Genomic DNA, 19,698 nt, shown 5'->3' on the forward strand with positions numbered 1-19,698 from the left:
TCTCCCCCGCCCGCCCCGCCCCCAAACCCTTTTTTTACCCCACCCTCCCCCGGGGGGGGGGGGGGGGGGGGCGGGGCGCCCCCCGCCCCCCCCGGGGGGGCCCCGCCGGGGGGGCGGCCCCAAACCGCCTCAGGCGCTATCAATGCAGGGATGCACACGGGAGAGCAGGCAATGAGTACGCAGGTGCGCCACGGATGGTGGCGGGATCTATCGATGCCGGCGATCGTCGCCGGCTTCATCACCGTACTGGTGGGCTTCGCCAGTTCGGCGGTGATCGTGTTCCAGGCCGCGCAGGCGGTCGGTGCCGATCAGGCCCATATCGCATCCTGGATGTGGGCGCTGGGACTGGGCATGGGCGTGACCTGCATCGGGCTGTCACTTCGCTATCGGGTACCGGTGGTCACCGCGTGGTCGACGCCCGGCGCCGCGATGCTGGTGGTGGGCGTCGGCGGCGCTTCGCTCTCCGAGGCGACAGGCGCGTTCCTGCTTGCTGCGGCATTGGCAATGCTGGCCGGCTTCTCCGGCATCTTCGCCAGGCTCATGCAACGTGTGCCGATGGCGCTGGCGGCGGGCATGCTGGCCGGTGTGCTGTTGCGCTTCGGCCTGGATGTGTTCGTCGCAATGGACAGCCAGAGGGTACTTGCCCTGGCGATGTTCGCGACCTGGCTGGCTGGCCGGCGCCTGTTCCCGCGTTACGCCGTGATCGCGACCCTGCTGGTTGGCATCGCGGTCGCGGCCAGCCGCGGTCTGCTGCACGCGCAGCAGCTGCAGTTGCAGCTGGCGGTCCCGCAGTGGGTGGCACCTTCCCTGTCGTGGACTGCCGTGGCAGGCATCGCCCTGCCCCTGTTCGTGGTGACCATGGCCTCGCAGAACATTCCCGGCGTCGCCGTGATGCGCGCCTCCGGCTACGACGCCCCGGTATCGCCGCTGATCGGCTGGATCGGCGTGGTCAACACGGTACTGGCCCCCTTCGGTGCCTATGCGCTGAACCTGGCCGCGATCACCGCAGCCATCTGCATGGGCCGCGATGCCCATGAGGATCCTGCCCGGCGCTACACCGCGGCGATGGCGGCAGGTGTGTTCTACATCGTCATCGGCCTGTTCGGCGCCACCGTGGCCGCACTGTTCGCCGCGTTCCCGCGGGAGCTGGTGGCCTGCGTGGCTGGCATCGCACTGTTCGGCACCATCGGCAACAGCCTCGCCAGCGCACTGGCGGTGGAGCGCGACCGCGAGGCGGCACTGGTCACCTTTCTGGTCACTGCGTCGGGGATGTCGCTGGCGGGTATCGGTTCCGCCTTCTGGGGGCTGGTCGCTGGCGCGCTGTGCCTGCTGGTCCTGCGGCCACGTGAGCCCCGCAGCTAGGCGCCGCCGAAGAGGTCCAACGCCTGCAGTGCGACGCTGAACGCGATGCCCAGGCCCAGAGCCAGCCGGCTGACGCCGCTGCGCCGGTCGATATAGGCCTCAACGCGCGCGCCGTCACCCGCGCCGGCGGCTTCGGCGCGGGCGATCACCGCCCTGCAGCGGCGCAGATAGAGCGCATTGGCCGCCAGTGACACTGCGATCTTCAAGGCCAACGTCAACCCCCATATCGCCGCGTCGTCCATTCCGGCCAGCACGATGGCGGCACCCCCCACCATGCTGATCAGGACGTAGGCCACCGCCATGCCGTACATACGCCGGTACAGCAGCCACTTGAAGTCGAACAGGAACGCGGCCCAGTTCCAGGGACGCGGCCAGCCCGGCGGATCCCGACGCAGCCGCCACAACTCGGCATAGACAGCGAAGTTGTCGGCCACCACGCGGGCGAGCCGTGGATAACGGTCATAGACCGCCATTGCGGCGTCCAGGCTCGACGGCGCATCGCCGACAACCGGCGCAGCGTAGGGATTGCCATCCGTGGCGGGATGTCCACTCACAGTGGCGAGCTGGACAAGGTCTGTACCAGCACGTGGCGACCGGCCGGTGCGATGGTGATCACGTCGGGCCCGGCATTGGCCGCTTCCAGGCAGACGTAATCGCGCCAGCCGTCGCCCACGTCGGCCATCTTCGCTGCCGCTTCCGCGCCGGGATTCCAGGCCACCAGCGAGCGGCTGCCTTCGGTACGGATCGTGATGCGACGCTTCAGCACCGGATCGCGCAGGACGTAGTGGCCACCTGCCCCGGTATAGATGCGGTCACTGCGGCCCGGGTCGCGCGGATCGCGCAGGGACCACGGGCCCTGCTGGCGCCGCGCCTGTGCATAGTTCTCGAACTTGTCCAGATACTCCAGCCCGTCCACGCCATCGACTTCGACCTTGCTGGCATCGCCCACGCGGAAGTAGTTGTGCAGCGCCTGGGTGATCGTCACCGGCACGGTGCCGGGATTGTCGGTCACCAGCTGCTGCCGTAGTTCACGGCCGATGCGCACGGTCATGGCCAGGCGCAGAGCGAGGTTGTCCAATGCAGGGGGAGCCAATACGAGTTCGATGCTGCCGTCGTCCAGCCGGCGGGCCTCCTTCAGCTCCCACGGCAGGGTGCGCACGAAACCATGCGCGGGCACATCGTCGCCTTGCCCCTGTCGCCCGAAATACGGCCAGCACACCGGGCTGCCGCCGCGGATGGGGGTCGGCAATGCGGCACGGCGTGGCGAAAGCCACAGCAGATCGGGCTGCCCCTTGGGTACGAAGGAGAGCAGCTGGCCGCCGAACACACTGATGGCTGCGGTGGCCTGGGGGGTTTCCACCAGCCAGGCATCAAGCCCCTGGAACTGGCCACTGCGTACGCCCTGGATCTGTTGCACGTTGGATCGACTCCGTATGGCCGGCGACTGCACGGCACTGTAGTTGCTGGGAAGCGTGAAGCGGGTGGAGGCCACCGCAGGCGGCGGCGCGCTCTGCAGCGCGCGCAGGATGCGTTGGCCGGCTCGTCCATCGGCCGTGCTCCATCCCAGGCGGCGCTGTTCGGCCTGGATCGCCCGGCGGCTGGCTGTGCCGATCATGCCATCAGCGGTACCGATATCATGCCCCCGCGCCAGCAGCAGGGTCTGCAGCTGACGGCGCTCATCACGGCCCAGCCCGGGGTCATCGGTCGGCCAGGCGGTGGCCAGGCCGCTGCCGCCGCGCAGGCGATCAGCCAGCGTCGCGATCGCCAGCGCATAGCTTTCGGCGGCGTTGTAGCTGTAGATCGCATCGTAGTTGCGGAACACCAGCAGGGCCGGCCCCTTGATGCCGGCGGGCAGCAGCAGTGCCGCCCGCGCGTCGGCAGCCAGACCCGCCGGAGCCAGCGCGCTGCCGTCCAGCGCTGTCACGCCCTGCGTACGCCATTCAGCCAGTGACCGGCGTTGGGTACGGCCGGCCAGGCTGGTATTGAAGCCGTCGGCAACACGCACCTCCATGCCCCACGGTTCTCCCGTGCGCCAGCCGGCGCGCTTGAGGTAGTTGGCGGTAGACGCCAGTGCGTCGGGAATGCTGCCGACCAGGTCACGGCGACCGTCGCCATCGCCGTCGACGGCGATGCGTGCGTAGGTGCTGGGCATGAACTGCGTATGGCCGAACGCGCCGGCCCAGGACCCGGTCAGATCTTGAGCCTGCAGATCACCTCGATCGATCAGCGTGAGCAGGGCCAGCAGTTCGCCACGGAAGAACGCCTGCCGCCGGCCGGCGCAGGACAGCGTCGCCAGCGACTGCAGCAGCGGACGCTTGCCGAATACGCGGCCATAGTCGCTCTCCACGCCCCAGACGGCGACGATGGTGACCGGATCGACACCATACTGCGCGGCGATGCGATCAAGCAGGTCGCGGTGCTGCTGCAGCATGGCCCGTCCATCGTCGACGCGCTGGCGGTCCACCAGTGCAGCCAAGTAGTCCCAGATCGGGGTGGAGAATTCGGGCTGCGCATCCAGCAAGCCGAGCACGCTGGGATCAGGACGCAGGTCGGCGGTGATCGCACCGAAGCGGTCTGCGGCAATGCCCTGGGTAGCTGCCGTTGCCTGCAGCTGTGCCAGACACCGGGTGAACGCGGGATCGGGCGGGGTCAGGTCGGGCGCCGTTGACGGCGCGGCCAGTGCCGCGGCCAGGCCGAGTGCGGTCAGGGTGGGCATGGCGTCCTCCGTGTTGCCGGTGCTGACACCATACTAGAGGCTGAGCGACCGGCGATGCTGAAGCAGTTGCCGGCCGTTGGCCTCTCTAGAGCGTACGCAGCAGCCGCAGGCCGTAAGCTGGACTGTCAGCGTCCCAGCGCTGCGCAACCTGCAGGCCGGCCTGCCGCACCAGCGCATCAAAGCCATCATCGGTGTACTTGTGGCTGTACTCGACGCGGATCGCCTCACCGGCCTCGAAGTGGAAGGTGCGGCCATCGAGGTGGACGTCCTGCGCCCGCTGGCTGACCAGATCGGTCTCGATACGCAGACGTTCGGTGCTGTAACGGGCACGGTGGCGGAAGCCGTCCAGATCGAAGTCGCTGCCCACCTCACGGTTGAGGCGGACGAGCAGGTTGAGGGTGAATGCCGCGGTGATGCCTTCGGCGTCGTTGTAGGCGGCTTCGATCAGCGCGGGGTCCTTGTGCAGGTCGATGCCGATCAGGGCCAGGCCGTGGTCACCCATGGTCTGACGCATGGCCCGCAGCAGGGCGAGGGCGTCCTCGCCGGCGAAGTTGCCAAGCGTGGACCCCGGGAAGAACAGCAGGCGCCGCGCGGGCTCGCGCTCCGGTGCGGGCACGTCCACCGGACGGGTGAAGTCAGCGCAGACCGGCAGCATTTCCACGTCGGGAAGCGCGGGAGCGAGGTGATCGATGCTCGACAGCAGCGCCGCCCGGGAGATCTCGATGGGGGTGTAGGCCACGGGATCCTGCAGCGCGGCCAGCAACAGCGCGGTCTTGCGACCACTGCCGCTGCCCAGCTCGACCACGTGCAGGCGCGGGCCCACCACGCGTGCGATATCCGGCAGCACCCGATTCAGCAGGGCCAGCTCGGTGCGCGTGGGGTAGTACTCCGGCGTGTGGGTGATCTGTTCGAACAGGCGTGATCCGCGCGCATCATAGAAGTACTTCGACGGCAGCTGGCGCGCAGTGCGCGACAGTCCGGCCAGTGTGTCGGCGAGGATCTGCTCGCGGCTGGGCGTGAGATCGGTCAGCGCCTGCAGCGCATCCTGTACGGTGCTCACGGCAGATCCCTCGCCAGGCGCAGGCCGGAGAACTGCCAGCGCGCAGGTGGCATGAAGAAGTTACGGTAGCTGGCGCGCACATGCCCGCGCGGGGTGGCACAGCTGCCGCCGCGCAGGACCCACTGCCCGCACATGAACTTGCCGTTGTACTCACCCAGATTGCCGGCGAACGGACGGAATCCGGGGTACGCGCCATAGGCGCTGCCGGTCCATTCCCAGACGTCGCCGAACAGCTGCCGCAGTCCCCTGCCCTGTGCTGCAGCAGGATGCAGATGATCGTCTTCGGCGAAATGGCCGGCGACCGGCTGCGACGTCGCGGCGGCCTCCCACTCGAATTCGCTGGGCAGGCGCGCACCGGCCCAGCGGGCATACGCATCGGCTTCGTAGTAGCTGAGATGGCACACCGGCGCATGCGCGTCGAGGTCGCGCCAGCCGCCGAGCGTGTATTCGCGCTGGAGGGCGTCATCCCAATAGAGGGGATGCTGCCAGTCCTCGCTTTCGCGCAGAGCCCACCCCTCACTGAGCCACCAGCGCGGATCGCGGTAACCGCCGGCTTCGACGAAGTCCCGGTACTCCGCGTTGCAGACCGGTCGATCAGCCAGCATGTGGGCCGGCAACAGCACGCGATGCGGTGGCGATTCGTTGTCGTAGGCGAAGGTAGCGTGCTGTGGCCATGCCGGTGCGCCGACGGTGACGATGCGCTCGGGAGATTCGATCCAGCCCAGCGGACTGGCTACGCTGACGGCGGCGCGCAGGTCCTGGCGGTAGGGCGGATGCAGCGGATTGCACCAGAGCGCGTGCTTGATGTCGGTCAGCAGCAGCTCCTGGTGCTGCTGCTCGTGCTGCAGGCCCAGCTGGAGATGCTGCAGGGCTTCATCGTCAAGATCGCCGTCGCGGAGACGCGTCAGGAGGTGTGCATCGACCTGCTGCCGGTAATCGAGTACCTGCTGCAGCGACGGGCGCGAGAGCAGGCCACGCTGCGGCCTGGCATGCGCCGGTCCAATGCTCTTGTAGTAGCTGTTGAACAGGTAGTCCCACGCGGGGTCACGTGCCGGTGCGCCGCATAGACCGGCCAGCACGAAGCGGTCGAAGAACCACGTGGTGTGCGCCAGATGCCATTTGCTCGGGCTGGCGTCCGCCATGCTCTGCAGCATGGCATCTTCGGCACTGAGCGGTTCGGCCAGCAGCACGCTGCGGGCGCGCGTCTGCGCATAGCGGTGGGCGAGTTCACGCTGCGGAGCAGCGACGGCGACGGTAGCGCTGTCCATGCACCCAGCATCCAGCGGTGTGGGTGAGCGCAACGTCATGGTGTGACATCGCGCCGTTCACATCGATGCCGTCGCGTAACCGGTTCAGATCGCGTCGAGGTAGTACCAGCGTCCGTCGATGCGTTCGAACCGGCTGCGCTCGTTCATTTTCACCGCACTGCCGCCGCCCACCCGATAGCGGGCGGTGAATCGCACTTCGGCATGGTCGGGCCCATTCACCTGGTGCTCGTGGACGGTCAGGCCAAGCCAGTGCGTCCGCTGGCCGGGCGCCTCGTCCAGTGACAGTTCGGCGGGACGGGTGGCCGGATGCCAGGTGGCCCGCAGGTAGTCGGCCAGACCACGCACGTACGCGCTGTAGCGCGAGCGCATCAGGCGCTCGGCGTCCGGTGCGGGCTCGCCGGCATGGAAGCGGCCGCAGCAGTCGGCGTAGCCCGTGGCGAGGCCACAGGGGCAGGAATCGGCAGGGTTTCGGCTCATGGGGGTATTGTCGCTCGAGTCACGTCGGGCATCCATCGGCGATAGGCGTATGCTGTCGCGCCCCCACATTGAATGATCCCCGTGCTGGAACTGGTTCCCCCCGAGTTGTGGTGGCTGGTGGTGATCGCCTTCATTGCCGGCCTGGTCGATGCTGCCGTGGGTGGAGGGGGACTGGTACAGCTGCCCGGCCTGTTCACCGTGCTGCCCCAGCAGGCGCCGGCGATGCTGTTCGGTACCAACAAGTTCAGTTCGATGTTCGGCACGGCGGCGGCGGCGTGGCGCTATGCACGCAACGTGCGGTTCCCCTGGAAGCCGGTACTGTTCGCCGCGGGCACGGCATTCGTGTTCTCGTTCGCCGGGGCTACGGCGGTGAGCCTGCTGCCCAAGGATGCCGTGCGGCCGCTGGTGCTGGTGCTGCTGGTGGCGATGCTGGCCTACACCCTGTGGAAGAAGGATTTCGGCGCGCTGCACCGGCCGCAGGAGATCGGCCGGCGCGAACTGACCATCGCGCTGGTGATCGGTGCTGCGATCGGCTTCTACGATGGATTCTTCGGGCCAGGCACCGGCAGTTTCCTGATCTTCCTGTTCGTGCGCTTCTTCGGCCTGGACTTTCTGCGTGCGTCGGCCGCATCGAAGGTCGTGAACCTGGCGACGAACATGGCGGCGATCTCGTTCTTCGTGCCGACCGGCAACATCCTGTGGTTGTTCGCGCTGCCGATGGCCACGGCCAACATCATCGGTTCGGTGGTCGGCACGCGGCTGGCACTGAAAGGCGGCACGCCGTTCATCCGCAAACTGTTCGTGGGCCTGGTGGTAGTGCTGATCGCGCGGATGGGCTGGGATACGTTCGGCGGTTCGTGAGGGACGTTATGAAATGGTAGGTGCCAACCTTGGTTGGCACGTTGTTTCAGGTCGCGAAGAGCAGCCGAGCATGGCTCGGCTCTACAGGTGGATTGCCCGAGGCGGTCAGGCTTCGGCTTCCTCCGGTTCATTGGCCTGCTGGCGGCTGCGCTCGGGCAGCTTCAGGCGCCTTCCTTCTTCGTCGTACTCGATCAGCAGCACGCCCGAATCGTGGCGGCCACTGATCTCGACGAAGCAGGCACCACCGATGAAAGGCTCCAGCGTCATCACCGACTTCAGCGGCGTGGCGACCACCATCTGGAAACCGAAGTTGTCGAAGATGTTCATCGCCAGCGCGGTGAACTCGTTGTCGGCCTTGTCGAAGGCCTCGTCGAGCACGACCGCCGCGTAACTGGGCAGCTGGCTGTCAGCGCCGCCGAGCTGGTAACGCAGCGCTGCGGCCAGGCAGGTGGTGGCGAGCTTCTGCCGCTGGCCACCGGACTTGCCGGCGCCGCTGCGGTAGATCTCGACCTGCTGGCGCGTTTCCGCATCGAGTTCGACGCCGATGAACTCCACGTGCATGCGCACGTCCAGGACCAGCTCGCGCCAGCGCTTGTCCTCACCTTCCTGCGAACCCAGGCGGTTGACCAGCTGGCGCAGCACGGTGAACTGTGACTCCGCCAGTTCACGCTGCTCGGTCTGCTGCTGCGACAGCACTTCGCGCAGCTGCAGCTGGAACTCCAGCACTTCCGGCAGCCGGCGGTCGCTCAATTCGATGGTCAGCAGGGTGCCCCGGTTGAACGGCACCTGCTCCAGGCTGGCGTTGACTTCGTCCAGGCGCTGGCCGATCGACTTGCGGGCCTCGGCGCTGTGGCGCTGCAGGGCCAGCAGGTTGTTCTTGCTCTGGTTCTGCAGCAGATCGAAGAAGCGTTCCTCATGCTGCGGCAGGCCATCGCGTTCGAGACGGTCGAGGCGGGCGAGGAAGTCCTCGGCCGACGCCACCGATGCGGTGAAGTCGCCGGATTCTTCCGGCCACTGCTGGATGAAGCGGCGGAAGCAGCCGACCAGCTGGTTTTCGATACGGTTGAGGTCCTGCTGCGAGGACGACAACTGTTCGTTCAGCGCGTTGCTGACCTGGCGCATGTGCGCTTCCAGCGTTTCCAGGCTGAGCGGGCCCTGTTGCTGCAACCGCTCTGCCAGGCCGCTCTCCTGCGCTTCGGCCAGCGTTGGCAGCACCAGCGCGCGGCTCTGCTGGCGCGCGCGGTCGAGGCGGTCACGTTCCCGGACCAGCTGGCCGCGCTCGACGCGGACATCCTCATAGGTGCGGCGGGCCTGCTCGATGTCGGCGCGCACGGCGTCGATCTGCTGTGCCAGCCTGGCCAGGTCGGCATTGCCTTCGCGCAGGTCGCGCAGGCTGGCTTCGATGTCGGTCAGGCGCTGCTGGGGCGCGGCGACGTCGATCTCGTTCCATTGGATACCCGCGAGCTCGTGGCAGGCCAGGCGGCGCTCGTTGTCACGATCGCGCTGGCCACGCAGGCTCGCGATATCGGTCTCGCAGCTGGCGATGCGCTTGGCCAGTTCCTGCGCCTCACGTTCGAACGCACCGACCTTGTCGTGATTGTTGAAACCGAGAATCCAGCGACGGCGATCGCCCACGGCACTGCGGTCGTCCTTCTCGAAGCGGTCGCCCGGATGCTTGACCTGGCCTTCGCGGGTGATGCCGCGGTCGACGTTGCGCAGCTGCCTGGCATCCACGCATTCGTAGTCGAATCGCTTGCCCAGCTCGCGTCGCAGCCAGCTCTCGAACACGTGGTCGCGCAGCTCCAGCTTGTGCAGCAGCGACTTCGCCGATGGTTCGCGGGCGAACGCCTCGTCGTTGCGGCGCACGCGGTAGTAGGTGAAGCGCATGCCGAGGTGGGTGCGGTTCACCCAGTCGGCAACCGCGTTGTAGTGCTTGTCGTCAACCAGCAGCGACAGCGCGAAGCCACCCAGCACGCGTTCGATCGCACCCTGCCAGCCCTGTTCCTCGGAGCGGACCTGGATCAGCTCGCCGACGAACGGCAACGCCACTTCGGAAATGCCGGTCTCTTCCGCCAACCGTGCACGCAGCTTCTGCATCGGCGCCGGAATGTTGGAGGGCGTGCGCTGCATCGCGTCAAGTTCGAGGCGTACTTCAGCGAAGCGACGCTCGTCATCGCGCTTGCCACCGAGGCGCTCGCTGATGGCATCGTCCAGCGAGGCCGAAGCGCGCTGGCGATCCTGTAGTTCGTTCTGCGCACGCTCGACCAGTTCGGCGAAGCCATGGGCATCGTCGGGCAGTTCGGCCTGCAGTTTCCGTGCGGCTTCCTGCGCCTGGTCGCGCTTGGCCTTGCGGCGATCGCGCTCGGCTTCGGCGCGGCCCTGCTCGCGCTCCAGCTCTTCGATGCGCTCGCCGCCCTGCTGACGCCGCTGCAGTTCCAGCTCGGCCAGGCGTTCGCTGTGGTTGTCCAGCGCAGCGCGGCGCTGCGCCTCTTCCCCCAGCAGGCCACGGTCACGCACGTCCATCTCGCGCAGGCGCGCTTCGATCAGCGCCTGGCGGCGGCTCTCGCGGAAACTGTCGACGCCCAGCTTGAGCGCCTCGTCGTCACCGCGCTGCCGGTGCATTTCCTTCAGATCGGCGTAATAGGCGCGCGCCGGCAACAGCGTCTCCACCTGGCGACGGGCGGTGACGACCGCCTGATGGGCCCCGTCAAGCTCGGCGAAATCACTCACCAGGCGCTCGGCGGCGTCGAACGTCTTCGGCGTGTCGAGCATGAAGTCGCGCAGGAAGACGTTGAGATCACCCAGGTTCTTCGCTGATTGCGTCTTGTGCAGCAGGCGCAGCGCCATCTCGTTGTCGATGCCGAGCAGGTCGCGGAAGCGCTCGGCATAGCCGGAGAAGGTGTCGAAGTGGTGGACGTCGGCCAGCTTCTGCTTGAGCTTGCGCAGGTCCAGATCGAAGCCGCCCAGATCCTTGGCGATGTCGAACGGACGCTCGGCGATCATGTAGTGCTTGCGCACGTCGCCGGCCGAGGTGCCGTTGCCGGAGATCCACAACAGGCGCACCAGGCTGACCACGCGGCCGTCGCCGGCCCGGTACTCCAGCACCAGTGCGGTCCAGGTCGCACCCTTGCGCAGGTACTGCGTGGCAATCTCGCCGGTGCCACTGTCCTGCTGGTCGGCCCACGCGCCGCGCACGTAGGACACCAGGTTGCGGTCGCGGCCACTGCGCTCGGCTTCGCGTGCAGCCGCGTTGAAGTCGACGATGGCCGGCGGCGTCAGCAGCGCGGACATGGCATCGAGCAGGGTCGACTTGCCCGAGCCGGAACGGCCGACGAACAGGAAGCCGCGCTCGGCGATCGGCACTTCGGTCAGGCCGTTGAAGGTGCCCCAGTTGTGCACCTGCAGGCGGCGCATGCGGAACTGCTGCAGGCGCGGGTCCGGCAGGCCTTCATTGAACAGGGCGGGGGTGTGCTTGGAAATGGCCATGCGGTGTTCGGGTCTCTCAGGCTTCGGCGGCCGGGGTTTCGCGCAGCTGGCGGTACACTGCCGAAAGCTGGGACACGTCTTCGGCGGAGAACAGCAGCTTCAGCGCCGGCGAGACTTCGTGGCGGTCGTCCTGGCCGCTCAGACGGGTCAGGATGTGGTTGTCCTTCATTTTCTGCACGGCCGATGCAACGCGGCGATTGAAGCCGGCGCGGTCGGTGGACAGGTTCTTCTCGTAGATGGCCAGTGCTTCGGCCATCTCGGCGTCGGCGACCACCGCGCGGTTGCCGCGCGCGTCGGCCTCAGCCAGCTGCTGGCGCAGGAACAACAACAGCACCGAGTCAATGAAGGTCAGCGGCGAGGTCCGCAGCAGTACCGGTGCATCGACGTCTTCGGTGTCGGCCTGGCGGGTGAATGCCACACCGCTTTCGCGGTCGAGCACCAGTTCCAGGAACAGGTCGGACAGCGCTGAACGGATGCCCGCCTCGCTGCGGACCAGTGCCGGCCACAGCTTGGCGTGGCGCAGCTGGTCGATGCTGGGGCCGATCAGCAGCTGGCACAGCGCGCGCCGGGCATCCAGCGGCAGGCGGCCGGTATCACCCAGGTAGTACACGCTGTTGCCGCGCCGTGGCTGCGCCTCGAGCATCGCCGGCTCGGCCTCGTAGGCGTCCTCGGCCTGGTCGGCAGACGGTGCTTCGATGGGGTCTTCATGCCAGCTCATGGCGTCTCTCCTGGGTGAACCAAACCAGCGGGATGCGTGCGCGGCGCAGTTGGCCGTCGCCGCCACGCCATTCGGCGAGCTCCTGTTCGCCAGCGACCACGCTGCCGAAGCGCGTGCCCAGCGACAGGTAGCCGATGACGCTGCCCAGGCCCTGCGGCGCTTCGCGCTGCGACAGCGCCTGGGCGATGCTGAGCCGCGGCTGTGCATCGAGCAGGTCGTGCAGGTCGCGGCGCAGGGTGCGGAAATCGATTTCGGACGAGGCCACCAGATCACCGACGCTCTCCAGGCTGATGCTGGCCGCGTCGTTGTACTCGACATTGCCATCGACCTGGGCACTGCGGGGGTCGTGCAGCTTCCACTGCGACCACGAACGCAGCCGGCTGGTCGTCAACTGCAGGTCACGACCGATCGTGCGCTGGGCCGGGAACTCGTCGCGCAGAGCCAGCGCTTCGGACTGGGCCTGCTTCAGCAGCTGATTGAGGCGACGCTGTTCAAGATAGCCGCGGCTCTGCACGAAGCCACGCAGGCTGCGCGCGAAATTCTGCAGGACATCGTGTACCTGGCCGCCGCGTTCAAGCATGGTGCTGGTGAAGCTGCGCAGGAAGTTGCGCTCGTTGCGATCCAGGCGGCGTGCAAAGCCGCGTGCCAGCACGGCTTCCAGCGCGGCATCGAGCTGCGCGCTCTGCTCGGCATCATTGAGCAGCCGCCAGAATGCCTGGAAGCTGCGGCCGGCATCGCTTTCGCCGATCACGTCCACGCCCTCGAACAGCTGCGACAGCACATCGCCACGTTCGCCTTCGTCATCGATGATGCGCTCGCGGAACTCACGGTTGAGCTGCTCGAAGCCGTCACGCACCCGGCGGAAGTCTTCGGTCAGCTCGTCGGCGAGACCGATGATCTGGCGGGCGCGCTCCAGTGCACGCTTGCCGTCCAGGGCGACCACACGACCGGCGCTGACCCGCGCGATCTCGGCGTCAATGCGGTCGCGCTCGTCGCGCAACGCAGACAGGCGTGCGTCGGGATCGGATTCGGTCTGTGCAGCCAGCTGCGAGAGCTGTTCGATGACCAGTGCCAGGCGGCTCTCGGTGGCAGCCACGCGCGCCTGTTCGAGGCTGTCGGCGAAGCGGATCGCCTGCAGGGCCTGGGTCGACAGTTCGTACTGCTCCTGGTCGGCGCCCTCGGGCAACCGCCGCTCCAGCCAGCCCTGGGACAGCCAGTGTGCGATGTAGGCCTGCGCCGTGCGCGGCAGGTCACGGGCCAGTTCGTCGCCATTGAGCTGGTCCAGCGCGCGCTGCAGGCGCTCGTTGAGCACCGAGGACGGCAAGGTGCGTTCGCCGTCCATCAGCAGGCTCTGCAGCAGACCAATGATTTCGGGCGCATGGTCGGCGGCAAGCAGCTTCCATTGGGGCTGTTCGCGCAGGTGACGGTAGCGGGAGATGCGTTCGCGATGCTTCATGCAGCGAGGGGATCGGGAAAGACAGGCGGCTGCGGGCAGCCACGCACGGCCGTCGCGGGGACAGCCGTGGGCAGGCCGGCCACCATGGGCCGGCGGTGCGGGGAGAAGCGGCTCAGCGCTTGCCGCCCACTTCGATGAAGCGCAGGAACTCGGCGCGGGTGCGCGCATCGTCGCGGAAGCTGCCGAGCATCTTGGAGGTGACCATGCTGACCCCACGCTTGTGGATGCCGCGGGTGGTCATGCACTCGTGGGCCCCTTCGACGACCACGCCGACGCCGATCGGCTGCAGCACGTCCTGGATGCACTGGGCGATCTGCGCCGTCATCTTTTCCTGCACCTGGAAACGGCGGGCATAGGCCTCGACGACGCGCGCCAGCTTGCTGATGCCCACCACCTTGCCGGCCGGCAGGTAGCCGACATGCACGCGGCCGATGATCGGCGCCATGTGGTGCTCGCAGTGGCTTTCGTACTCGATGTCACGCAGGACGATCAGTTCGTCGTAACCGGCGACTTCCTCGAAGGTCCGCTCCATGTAGGCGCGCGGGTCATCGCGGTAACCGCTGAACCAGTCGCCGTAGGCTTCGGCGACGCGGCGGGGGGTGTCCAGAAGGCCTTCGCGGGACGGGTCCTCTCCGGCCCAGCGCAGCAGGGTGCGCACGGCATCCTCGGCCTGGTCCTGGGTCACGTCGCCCTGCGGGGCGGCCTTTTCGTTGTTCTTGCTCATTGCGTACAGCGTCCCGAACGGGGGGCGAGCATCGTACCTGACCGGGGGGTGGGTCGTCCTGTGGGGATGGTTCATCGCGCGCCGGCAGTCGGGGTCGAGGGCCGACGTTCATGGCTCGGGAACCTGCCGTGGGGGGGGGGGGGGTGGGGGGGGGGGTGTTTTTGTGGGGGGGGGTTGGGGGGGGGGGCGGGGGCGCCCCCCCCCCGCTACCGCAATGGGGCGCCCATTCAGAAAACCTATTGATAGGAATGAAATTAGTAGTATCCTATCTATCTATGGATCGCCCCCTCGACGAGCGCACCGTGCTGCAGATGCAGCTCAGCTCCGGCCTGCTGTATGCAGGGCGGCAGTGGCAGCGCTTGGCCGACAGCCGGCTGGGCAGCTACGGGATCTCCACCGCCTGCACCATGCCCCTGCTGATGATCGGCCGCTCCGGCGGCGGCATCCGCCAGGTCGCCCTGGCCCAGCAGCTGGGCATGGAGGGGCCTTCGCTGGTACGTCTGCTGGACAAGCTCTGTGCCAGCGACCTGGTCCGCCGTGAAAGTGATGCAAGCGACCGTCGCGCCAACCTGCTGTGGCTGACCGAGGCCGGCCAGGCGCTGGTGCAGGAACTTGAAGATCAGTTGATCGACCTGCGTCAGGACGTGTTCGGCGCGCTTTCCATGGATGAACTGCACGCCGTGCTGAAGGCATGGCGCCTGCTGGCCGAGGCCGCCGACCGCATCACGTGAGACCGATGTCCCCGGATGCCGCCGCTGCCGTTGCCACGCCAGCGGCTGTTACCCGTTGTTGTTGTGCCGTTGTTCCTCCCCCTCCCCCATCTGCCCTGCCCTACCGATGCCTGGTGAATTCAGTCTCCACGGAGTGTTCGTCCCGACCCTGCTCGGGTTGATGCTGCTGGCCTATCTGCTCAACAGCGGTCTGCACGCGCTGCTGCAACGCGCCGGTGCCTACCGCCATGTCTGGCACCCGGCGCTGTTCAACCTGGCGCTGTACGGGATCGTGCTGGGCCTGCTTTTCCACCTTCTGCGCTGGATGCAATCGTGAACAAGATCGTGAAGAAGTCCCTGCCGGTGCTGCTCACCGGTGCCGCCGTGATCGTCGCGCTGCTGGTGCTGCGCCAGCTGTGGGTCTATTACATGGACGAGCCCTGGACCCGTGACGCCCATGTCGGCGCGGACGTGGTGCAGATGGCGCCGGATGTGTCCGGCCTGGTGGAGACGGTGAACGTCGCCGACAACCAGGCGGTGAAGAAGGGCGACCTGCTGTTCGTGGTCGACCGTGCGCGCTACCGCATCGCACTGGAGCAGGCACAGGCCAGCCTGGCCGAGCGCCAGGCGTCGGTGGCCCAGCTGAAGCGCGAGATCGGTCGTGATCGCAGCCTGCAGGACCTCGTCGCTGCCGAGGACGCCGAAGTGCGCCGGGCCAAGCTGCAGGCCGCACAGGCCGCGCTGGCCACGGCACAGGCCGCAGTCGATCTGGCCGAACTCAATCTGGGCCGCACCGAAGTGCGCGCACCGGCAGACGGCCGGGTCAACGACCGTACGCTGCGCGTCGGAGACTACGTGGTGGCCGGCAAACCGGTACTGGCGTTGCTGGATACCGGCTCATTCCGCATCGATGGCTATTTCGAGGAGACCCGCCTGCAGGGTGTGGTGCCCGGGCAGCGCGTGGACATCCGCCTGATGGGTGAATCCAGGCCATTGCAGGGACATGTGGAGAGCATCGCCGCCGGCATCGAGGACCGCTACCGCAGCAACGGCAGCAGCCTGTTGCCGAACGTCACACCCGCATTCGACTGGGTGCGGCTGGCGCAGCGCATTCCCGTGCGGATTGCCATCGATGATCTTCCCGCGGGTGTTGAGTTGATCGCCGGCCGCACCGCCACCGTGACGGTGGATACCGGCCGCCGCGCGGATGACAGCAAGGCCGGCCCCACGCCGACGCGGGGCCGCCTGTGAATACCGCACTGTCCCGCCTCGGCCTGATCGTCGCACTGGCCAGCCTGGCCGCGTGCAGGACCGTTGGTCCCGACTATGCACTACCGGAAGGCTCGGCATTCAAGCGCCCGGAGGCGAATGCGGCGTTCATCGATACGCAGAACCCGCAGATCGCCGCCAGCCAGCCGCTGCCGGCGCGCTGGTGGTCGCTGTACGACGATCCGGTGCTGGACGGCCTGATCAGCCAGGCGCTGCGCGACAACGTTGAGTTGAAAGCCGCTGATGCCCACCTGCGCCGCGCGGCGGCCGTGTACGAACAGGCACTGGACGCCGGTGGCTTCGAGTACGAGGCCGAGGCCGGCGTCAGCCGCGCGCAGTTGTCGGCCGAATCGTTCCTGCAGGAACACGAACTGCCGGTGATCAACCTGGCCGATGGCAAGTTCGCGGTCAGCTATCAGTTCGATCTGTTCGGCAAGCTCAAGCGCGGTGCGGAAGCGGCGCGGGCCGACGAGCAGGCAGTCGCTGCGGCGCGCGACCTGGCCCAGGTCAGCGTGGTCGCACAGGTGGCCGACAGCTATCTGGAGATCTGCCACGCCAATCACGAACTGCATGTGGCCGAGCATTCGCTGCAGCTGCAGCAGCGCGGCCGCTCGGTGACCGAGCGGTTGATCGCGGCCGGCCGCGGCACGCCGCCGGAACTGGCCCGTGCCAATGCCCAGGTCGCCCTGCTGGAGGCCGCGTTGCCGCCGTTGCGCGCGCAGCGCTCGGCGGCGGCGTACTCCCTGGCCGCCCTGCTCGGCCAGACCCCCGGCCAGTTGCCGACCGGGGTGATCGACTGCGCACAGGCACCGTCGCTGACGCAACCGCTGCCGGTCGGAGATGGCCGTGCGCTGCTGCAGCGTCGTCCGGATGTGCGCCAGGCCGAACGCAGGCTGGCCGCGGCCACCGCGCGCATTGGCGTGGCTACTGCCGAACTCTATCCGGACATCCGTCTGGGGGCTTCGATCGGCGCCGCCGGCCTGCTGGAAGATTTCGGCCAGCCCATGACCCAGCAGTGGTCGATCGGGCCGCTGATCTCGTGGACGCTGCCGTCATCGGGCAGCCATGCACGCATCCACGCTGCCGAAGCGGGCGCCGATGCAGCGCTGGCCGAGTTCGACCACACCGTGCTGCAGGCACTGCGTGAGACGCAGACCGCTCTGGACCGCTACGCACAGGACCTGCGCCGCCTGCAGTCGCTGCGCATCGCCCAGGAACAGGCCGCGCTGGCAGCCGAGCAGAACCGCCGGCTTTACCAGGGTGGGCGGACACCGTACCTTGCCAGCCTGGACGCCGACCGCAGCCTGGCCACCAGCGATGCCACACTGGCCGCGGCCGAAGCACAGGTCTCGCGCGATCAGATCCACCTGTTCCTGGTGCTCGGCGGTGGCTGGCAGGCGACGGCCGCTCCACGGGCCACGGCGAACTAAGTGATGAACGCCGTGACCGATCGCCAGGCGTGGCTGTTCTCGATCAAGACCTACCTGGCCGCGATCGCCGCCCTGTACATCGCCATGGCCGGCAACCTGTCGCGCCCGTACTGGGCGATGGGTACGGTCTACATCGTCAGCCAGCCGCTGCTGGGACCAACCCGCGCCAAGGGCGTATACCGCATCGTCGGCACCCTGGTGGCCGGCCTGGCCACACTGCTGGTGCTGCCCGCGCTGGTGGAAACCCCACTGCTGCTGAGCGCGGCGATGTCGTTCTGGCTGGCCGGCTGCCTGTTCCTGGCCCTGCTCAACCGCGGCCCGCGCGGCTATGCCTTCCTGCTCGCCGGCTATACGACCGCCTTCATCGGCTTCCCCGCGGTGACCTCGCCGGAGACGATCTTCGACACGGTCGTGGCACGCAGCGAGGAGATCATCCTCGGCACGGTGGTGGCGGTGCTGTTCGCCTCGCTGCTGTTCCCGGCTTCGGTGCGGCCGATGCTGCGCGCACGCATCGGCACCTGGATGGAGGATGCGGCGCAGTGGTGCCGGCAGATCCTGGAGCGAGGCCGCGCGCATGCACCGCGCAACCGCCTGGCCGCCGATCTGGTGCAGTTCGAGGCATTGATCGAGTTCCTGCGCCGCGATGATCCGCGCCACACCGGCGCGGCGGTCTCCATGGAGCGGCTGCGCGAGCGCATGCTGTTGCTGTTGCCGGTGCTTTCCTCCATTGCCGATCGCCTGAGTGCGCTGCGAAGCAATGGCCAGTCGCTGCCCGATGGGCTGCCGGCAGTGATCGACGACATTCACGAATGGCTGCAGCAACCGGCCAGTGCCAGTGATTACGCCCGCCTGCGTGCGCGCATCAGCGCAGTGAAGCCGCAGGTGGACCGCGACCTGCAGCACCTGCAGTTGGCCAGCCTGCTGCTGCGGCTGGAAGAGCTGGTGGACCTGTGGCAGGACTGCCGCACGCTGCAGCAGGCGATCGACCACGGCAACGCGCCGCTGGACCGCGTGCACTATCGCATCCGCACCGACCGGGTCGCGGCCGACAGGCACGTCGACTACGGCATGGCGCTGTTCTCGGCGCTCAGCGCCGGCGTGGCGCTGATGGGCTATTGCGTGCTGTGGATCGCGCTGGGCTGGGAAGGCGGTGGCAACGGCGCGATGATGGCTGCGGTGACGGCGGCCTTCTTCGCGGCACAGGATGATCCGGCACCGAGCATGGTCTCGTTCCTGGTGTGGGCGATGGTGGCTTCGCTGGTCGCAGGCGTGTACCTGTTCGGTGTATTCCCCGCCGTTCACGACTTCGGACTGCTGGCACTGGTGCTGGCGGTGGCGTTCCTGCCGCTGGGCCTGCTGCTGCACCACCCCAAGAGTGCGTTGTTTGCGCTGCCGCTGACGGTCAATCTGGCCGCGCTGCTCAGCCTGCAGAACACCTACAGCGCCAACATCCAGACGTTCGTGAACTCGTCAGTGGCGATGTTCATCGGCATCGGCTTTGCGGTGGTGATGACCCGCCTGTTCCGCTCGGTAGGTGCCGAATGGACCGCGCGGCGGCTGGTCCGGCAAGGCTGGACCACCCTGGCGGAAGCGGCCGAAGGCCGCGGACAGCAGGACAGGCAGCGCTTCGCCGCGCGCATGCTCGACCTGCTCGGGCTGCTGGCCCCCCGGCTGGCGGCGACGCCGGAAGGCAGCGACATCGCGTCGGTGGACATGCTCAATGAAGCCCGCATCGGCCTGAACATCCTGCAGCTGCGGCGTGCCCGGCTGGAACTGCCCGACCGCAGCCGCGAGGCCGTTGAGCAGATCCTGCAGGAGATTGCCGCGCACTATCGGCGCCAGGTCGCCGCACGCCGGCCGATCACCGCCGATCAGGCGCTGCGCGAGCGGTTGGATGCCTCGCTGGGGCGGGTCGGCAGCGTGGCGGCCTGCAAGGCACGCGACGAGGCGTTGATGGGCCTGGTGGGCCTGCGCTTCGCCCTGTTCCCGGAGGCGAAAGCGTTGGCGCCGGGGCTGGCGGATGCTGCCGCTCCGTCGCTATAACGCGATCCGCCCGGGGGGGGGGCCCCGCGCGCCCCCCCACCCACCAGCCCGGGCCGGGCCCCCGCCCCCCCGCCCGAAGCCACGCCCCCCCCCGGCAGGCAAAGTGGGAAAAGGAGTT

16 protein-coding genes are annotated in these 19,698 nt (G+C 67.9%); 7 read left to right on the forward strand and 9 right to left on the reverse strand.

All coding sequences use genetic code 11. The annotated features are described in order from the left end of the window. The first annotated feature begins 171 nt into the window (after positions 1-171). Positions 172-1,362, forward strand: a complete 1,191-nt coding sequence (locus tag ACVOME_RS17285; RefSeq protein ID WP_065182158.1) for a benzoate/H(+) symporter BenE family transporter — start codon at positions 172-174, stop codon at positions 1,360-1,362. Here ACVOME_RS17285 and ACVOME_RS17290 read toward each other — a convergent pair. From ACVOME_RS17290 to ACVOME_RS17310, 5 genes are all read right to left on the reverse strand, one after another. Next, a complete protein-coding gene (locus ACVOME_RS17290; RefSeq protein WP_481505325.1) occupies positions 1,359-1,916 on the reverse strand; it encodes a DUF2628 domain-containing protein in 558 nt (185 codons plus the stop codon). The genes ACVOME_RS17285 and ACVOME_RS17290 overlap by 4 nt on opposite strands. Beyond that, entirely contained in the window at positions 1,913-4,078 is a 2,166-nt protein-coding gene (locus ACVOME_RS17295; RefSeq protein WP_481505326.1) for a lytic murein transglycosylase, read from the reverse strand. Before ACVOME_RS17295 ends, ACVOME_RS17290 begins: the two co-directional genes overlap by 4 nt. A gap of 85 nt (positions 4,079-4,163) precedes the next feature. After that, positions 4,164-5,138 carry an L-histidine N(alpha)-methyltransferase gene (gene egtD / locus ACVOME_RS17300; protein WP_053520052.1) on the reverse strand — a complete coding sequence of 325 codons (975 nt, stop codon included), beginning with the start codon at positions 5,136-5,138 and terminating at the stop codon, positions 4,164-4,166. Further along, on the reverse strand, positions 5,135-6,406 hold the full coding sequence (egtB, locus tag ACVOME_RS17305; protein WP_481505327.1) for an ergothioneine biosynthesis protein EgtB: 1,272 nt from the start codon (positions 6,404-6,406) through the stop codon (positions 5,135-5,137). The genes egtD and egtB overlap by 4 nt, the downstream gene beginning before the upstream one ends. 84 nt (positions 6,407-6,490) lie before the next feature. After that, entirely contained in the window at positions 6,491-6,883 is a 393-nt protein-coding gene (locus ACVOME_RS17310; RefSeq protein WP_065182154.1) for a YchJ family metal-binding protein, read from the reverse strand. Between the two features lie 81 nt (positions 6,884-6,964). On the opposite strand from ACVOME_RS17310, the gene ACVOME_RS17315 reads away from it, so the two are divergent. Beyond that, on the forward strand, positions 6,965-7,744 hold the full coding sequence (locus ACVOME_RS17315) for a sulfite exporter TauE/SafE family protein (protein ID WP_481505328.1): 780 nt from the start codon (positions 6,965-6,967) through the stop codon (positions 7,742-7,744). 105 nt (positions 7,745-7,849) lie between these two features. On the opposite strand, the gene ACVOME_RS17320 is transcribed toward ACVOME_RS17315, so the two are convergent. From ACVOME_RS17320 to folE, 4 genes are all read right to left on the reverse strand, one after another. Continuing rightward, complete coding sequence (locus tag ACVOME_RS17320; RefSeq protein ID WP_065176260.1) at positions 7,850-11,230, reverse strand: ATP-binding protein; 3,381 nt, start codon at positions 11,228-11,230, stop codon at positions 7,850-7,852. A 16-nt stretch (positions 11,231-11,246) separates the two neighbouring features. Continuing rightward, positions 11,247-11,948 carry a DUF4194 domain-containing protein gene (locus tag ACVOME_RS17325; protein ID WP_053520047.1) on the reverse strand — a complete coding sequence of 234 codons (702 nt, stop codon included), beginning with the start codon at positions 11,946-11,948 and terminating at the stop codon, positions 11,247-11,249. Next, positions 11,935-13,404: a DUF3375 domain-containing protein gene (locus ACVOME_RS17330; RefSeq protein WP_053520046.1), complete on the reverse strand. Its 1,470-nt coding sequence runs from the start codon at positions 13,402-13,404 to the stop codon at positions 11,935-11,937. Before ACVOME_RS17330 ends, ACVOME_RS17325 begins: the two co-directional genes overlap by 14 nt. A gap of 112 nt (positions 13,405-13,516) precedes the next feature. Continuing rightward, a complete protein-coding gene (gene folE, locus ACVOME_RS17335; protein ID WP_004141296.1) occupies positions 13,517-14,128 on the reverse strand; it encodes a GTP cyclohydrolase I FolE in 612 nt (203 codons plus the stop codon). Between the two features lie 275 nt (positions 14,129-14,403). Here folE and ACVOME_RS17340 point away from each other — a divergent pair, with 275 nt between their 5' ends. The 5 genes from ACVOME_RS17340 (at position 14,404) to ACVOME_RS17360 (ending at position 19,580) form a co-directional block, all read left to right on the forward strand. Next, positions 14,404-14,859 (forward strand): MarR family winged helix-turn-helix transcriptional regulator, encoded by a 456-nt coding sequence (locus tag ACVOME_RS17340; protein ID WP_065174050.1) that lies wholly within the window; start codon positions 14,404-14,406, stop codon positions 14,857-14,859. Between the two features lie 106 nt (positions 14,860-14,965). After that, complete coding sequence (locus ACVOME_RS17345; RefSeq protein WP_053517257.1) at positions 14,966-15,175, forward strand: DUF1656 domain-containing protein; 210 nt, start codon at positions 14,966-14,968, stop codon at positions 15,173-15,175. Further along, the gene (locus ACVOME_RS17350; protein WP_053517256.1) at positions 15,172-16,089 is read left to right on the forward strand and encodes an efflux RND transporter periplasmic adaptor subunit; all 918 of its coding nucleotides are present in this window, start codon (positions 15,172-15,174) and stop codon (positions 16,087-16,089) included. The genes ACVOME_RS17345 and ACVOME_RS17350 overlap by 4 nt, the downstream gene beginning before the upstream one ends. Further along, entirely contained in the window at positions 16,086-17,537 is a 1,452-nt protein-coding gene (locus ACVOME_RS17355) for an efflux transporter outer membrane subunit (RefSeq protein ID WP_461288485.1), read from the forward strand. The genes ACVOME_RS17350 and ACVOME_RS17355 overlap by 4 nt, the downstream gene beginning before the upstream one ends. A 3-nt stretch (positions 17,538-17,540) precedes the next feature. After that, on the forward strand, positions 17,541-19,580 hold the full coding sequence (locus tag ACVOME_RS17360; protein ID WP_481505329.1) for an FUSC family protein: 2,040 nt from the start codon (positions 17,541-17,543) through the stop codon (positions 19,578-19,580). Positions 19,581-19,698: the final 118 nt, after the last annotated feature.

This window comes from Stenotrophomonas sp. STEN008 (genome assembly GCF_056760435.1).

Coding starts and splice junctions, on each gene's coding strand:
- ACVOME_RS17285 (WP_065182158.1), top strand. CDS start 172: ATGAGTACGCAGGTGCGCCACGGATGGTGGCGGGATCTATCGATGCCG.
- ACVOME_RS17360 (WP_481505329.1), top strand. CDS start 17,541: ATGAACGCCGTGACCGATCGCCAGGCGTGGCTGTTCTCGATCAAGACC.
- ACVOME_RS17295 (WP_481505326.1), bottom strand. CDS start 4,078: ATGCCCACCCTGACCGCACTCGGCCTGGCCGCGGCACTGGCCGCGCCG.
- ACVOME_RS17320 (WP_065176260.1), bottom strand. CDS start 11,230: ATGGCCATTTCCAAGCACACCCCCGCCCTGTTCAATGAAGGCCTGCCG.
- ACVOME_RS17340 (WP_065174050.1), top strand. CDS start 14,404: ATGGATCGCCCCCTCGACGAGCGCACCGTGCTGCAGATGCAGCTCAGC.
- egtB (WP_481505327.1), bottom strand. CDS start 6,406: ATGGACAGCGCTACCGTCGCCGTCGCTGCTCCGCAGCGTGAACTCGCC.
- ACVOME_RS17330 (WP_053520046.1), bottom strand. CDS start 13,404: ATGAAGCATCGCGAACGCATCTCCCGCTACCGTCACCTGCGCGAACAG.
- ACVOME_RS17345 (WP_053517257.1), top strand. CDS start 14,966: ATGCCTGGTGAATTCAGTCTCCACGGAGTGTTCGTCCCGACCCTGCTC.
- folE (WP_004141296.1), bottom strand. CDS start 14,128: ATGAGCAAGAACAACGAAAAGGCCGCCCCGCAGGGCGACGTGACCCAG.
- ACVOME_RS17325 (WP_053520047.1), bottom strand. CDS start 11,948: ATGAGCTGGCATGAAGACCCCATCGAAGCACCGTCTGCCGACCAGGCC.
- ACVOME_RS17310 (WP_065182154.1), bottom strand. CDS start 6,883: ATGAGCCGAAACCCTGCCGATTCCTGCCCCTGTGGCCTCGCCACGGGC.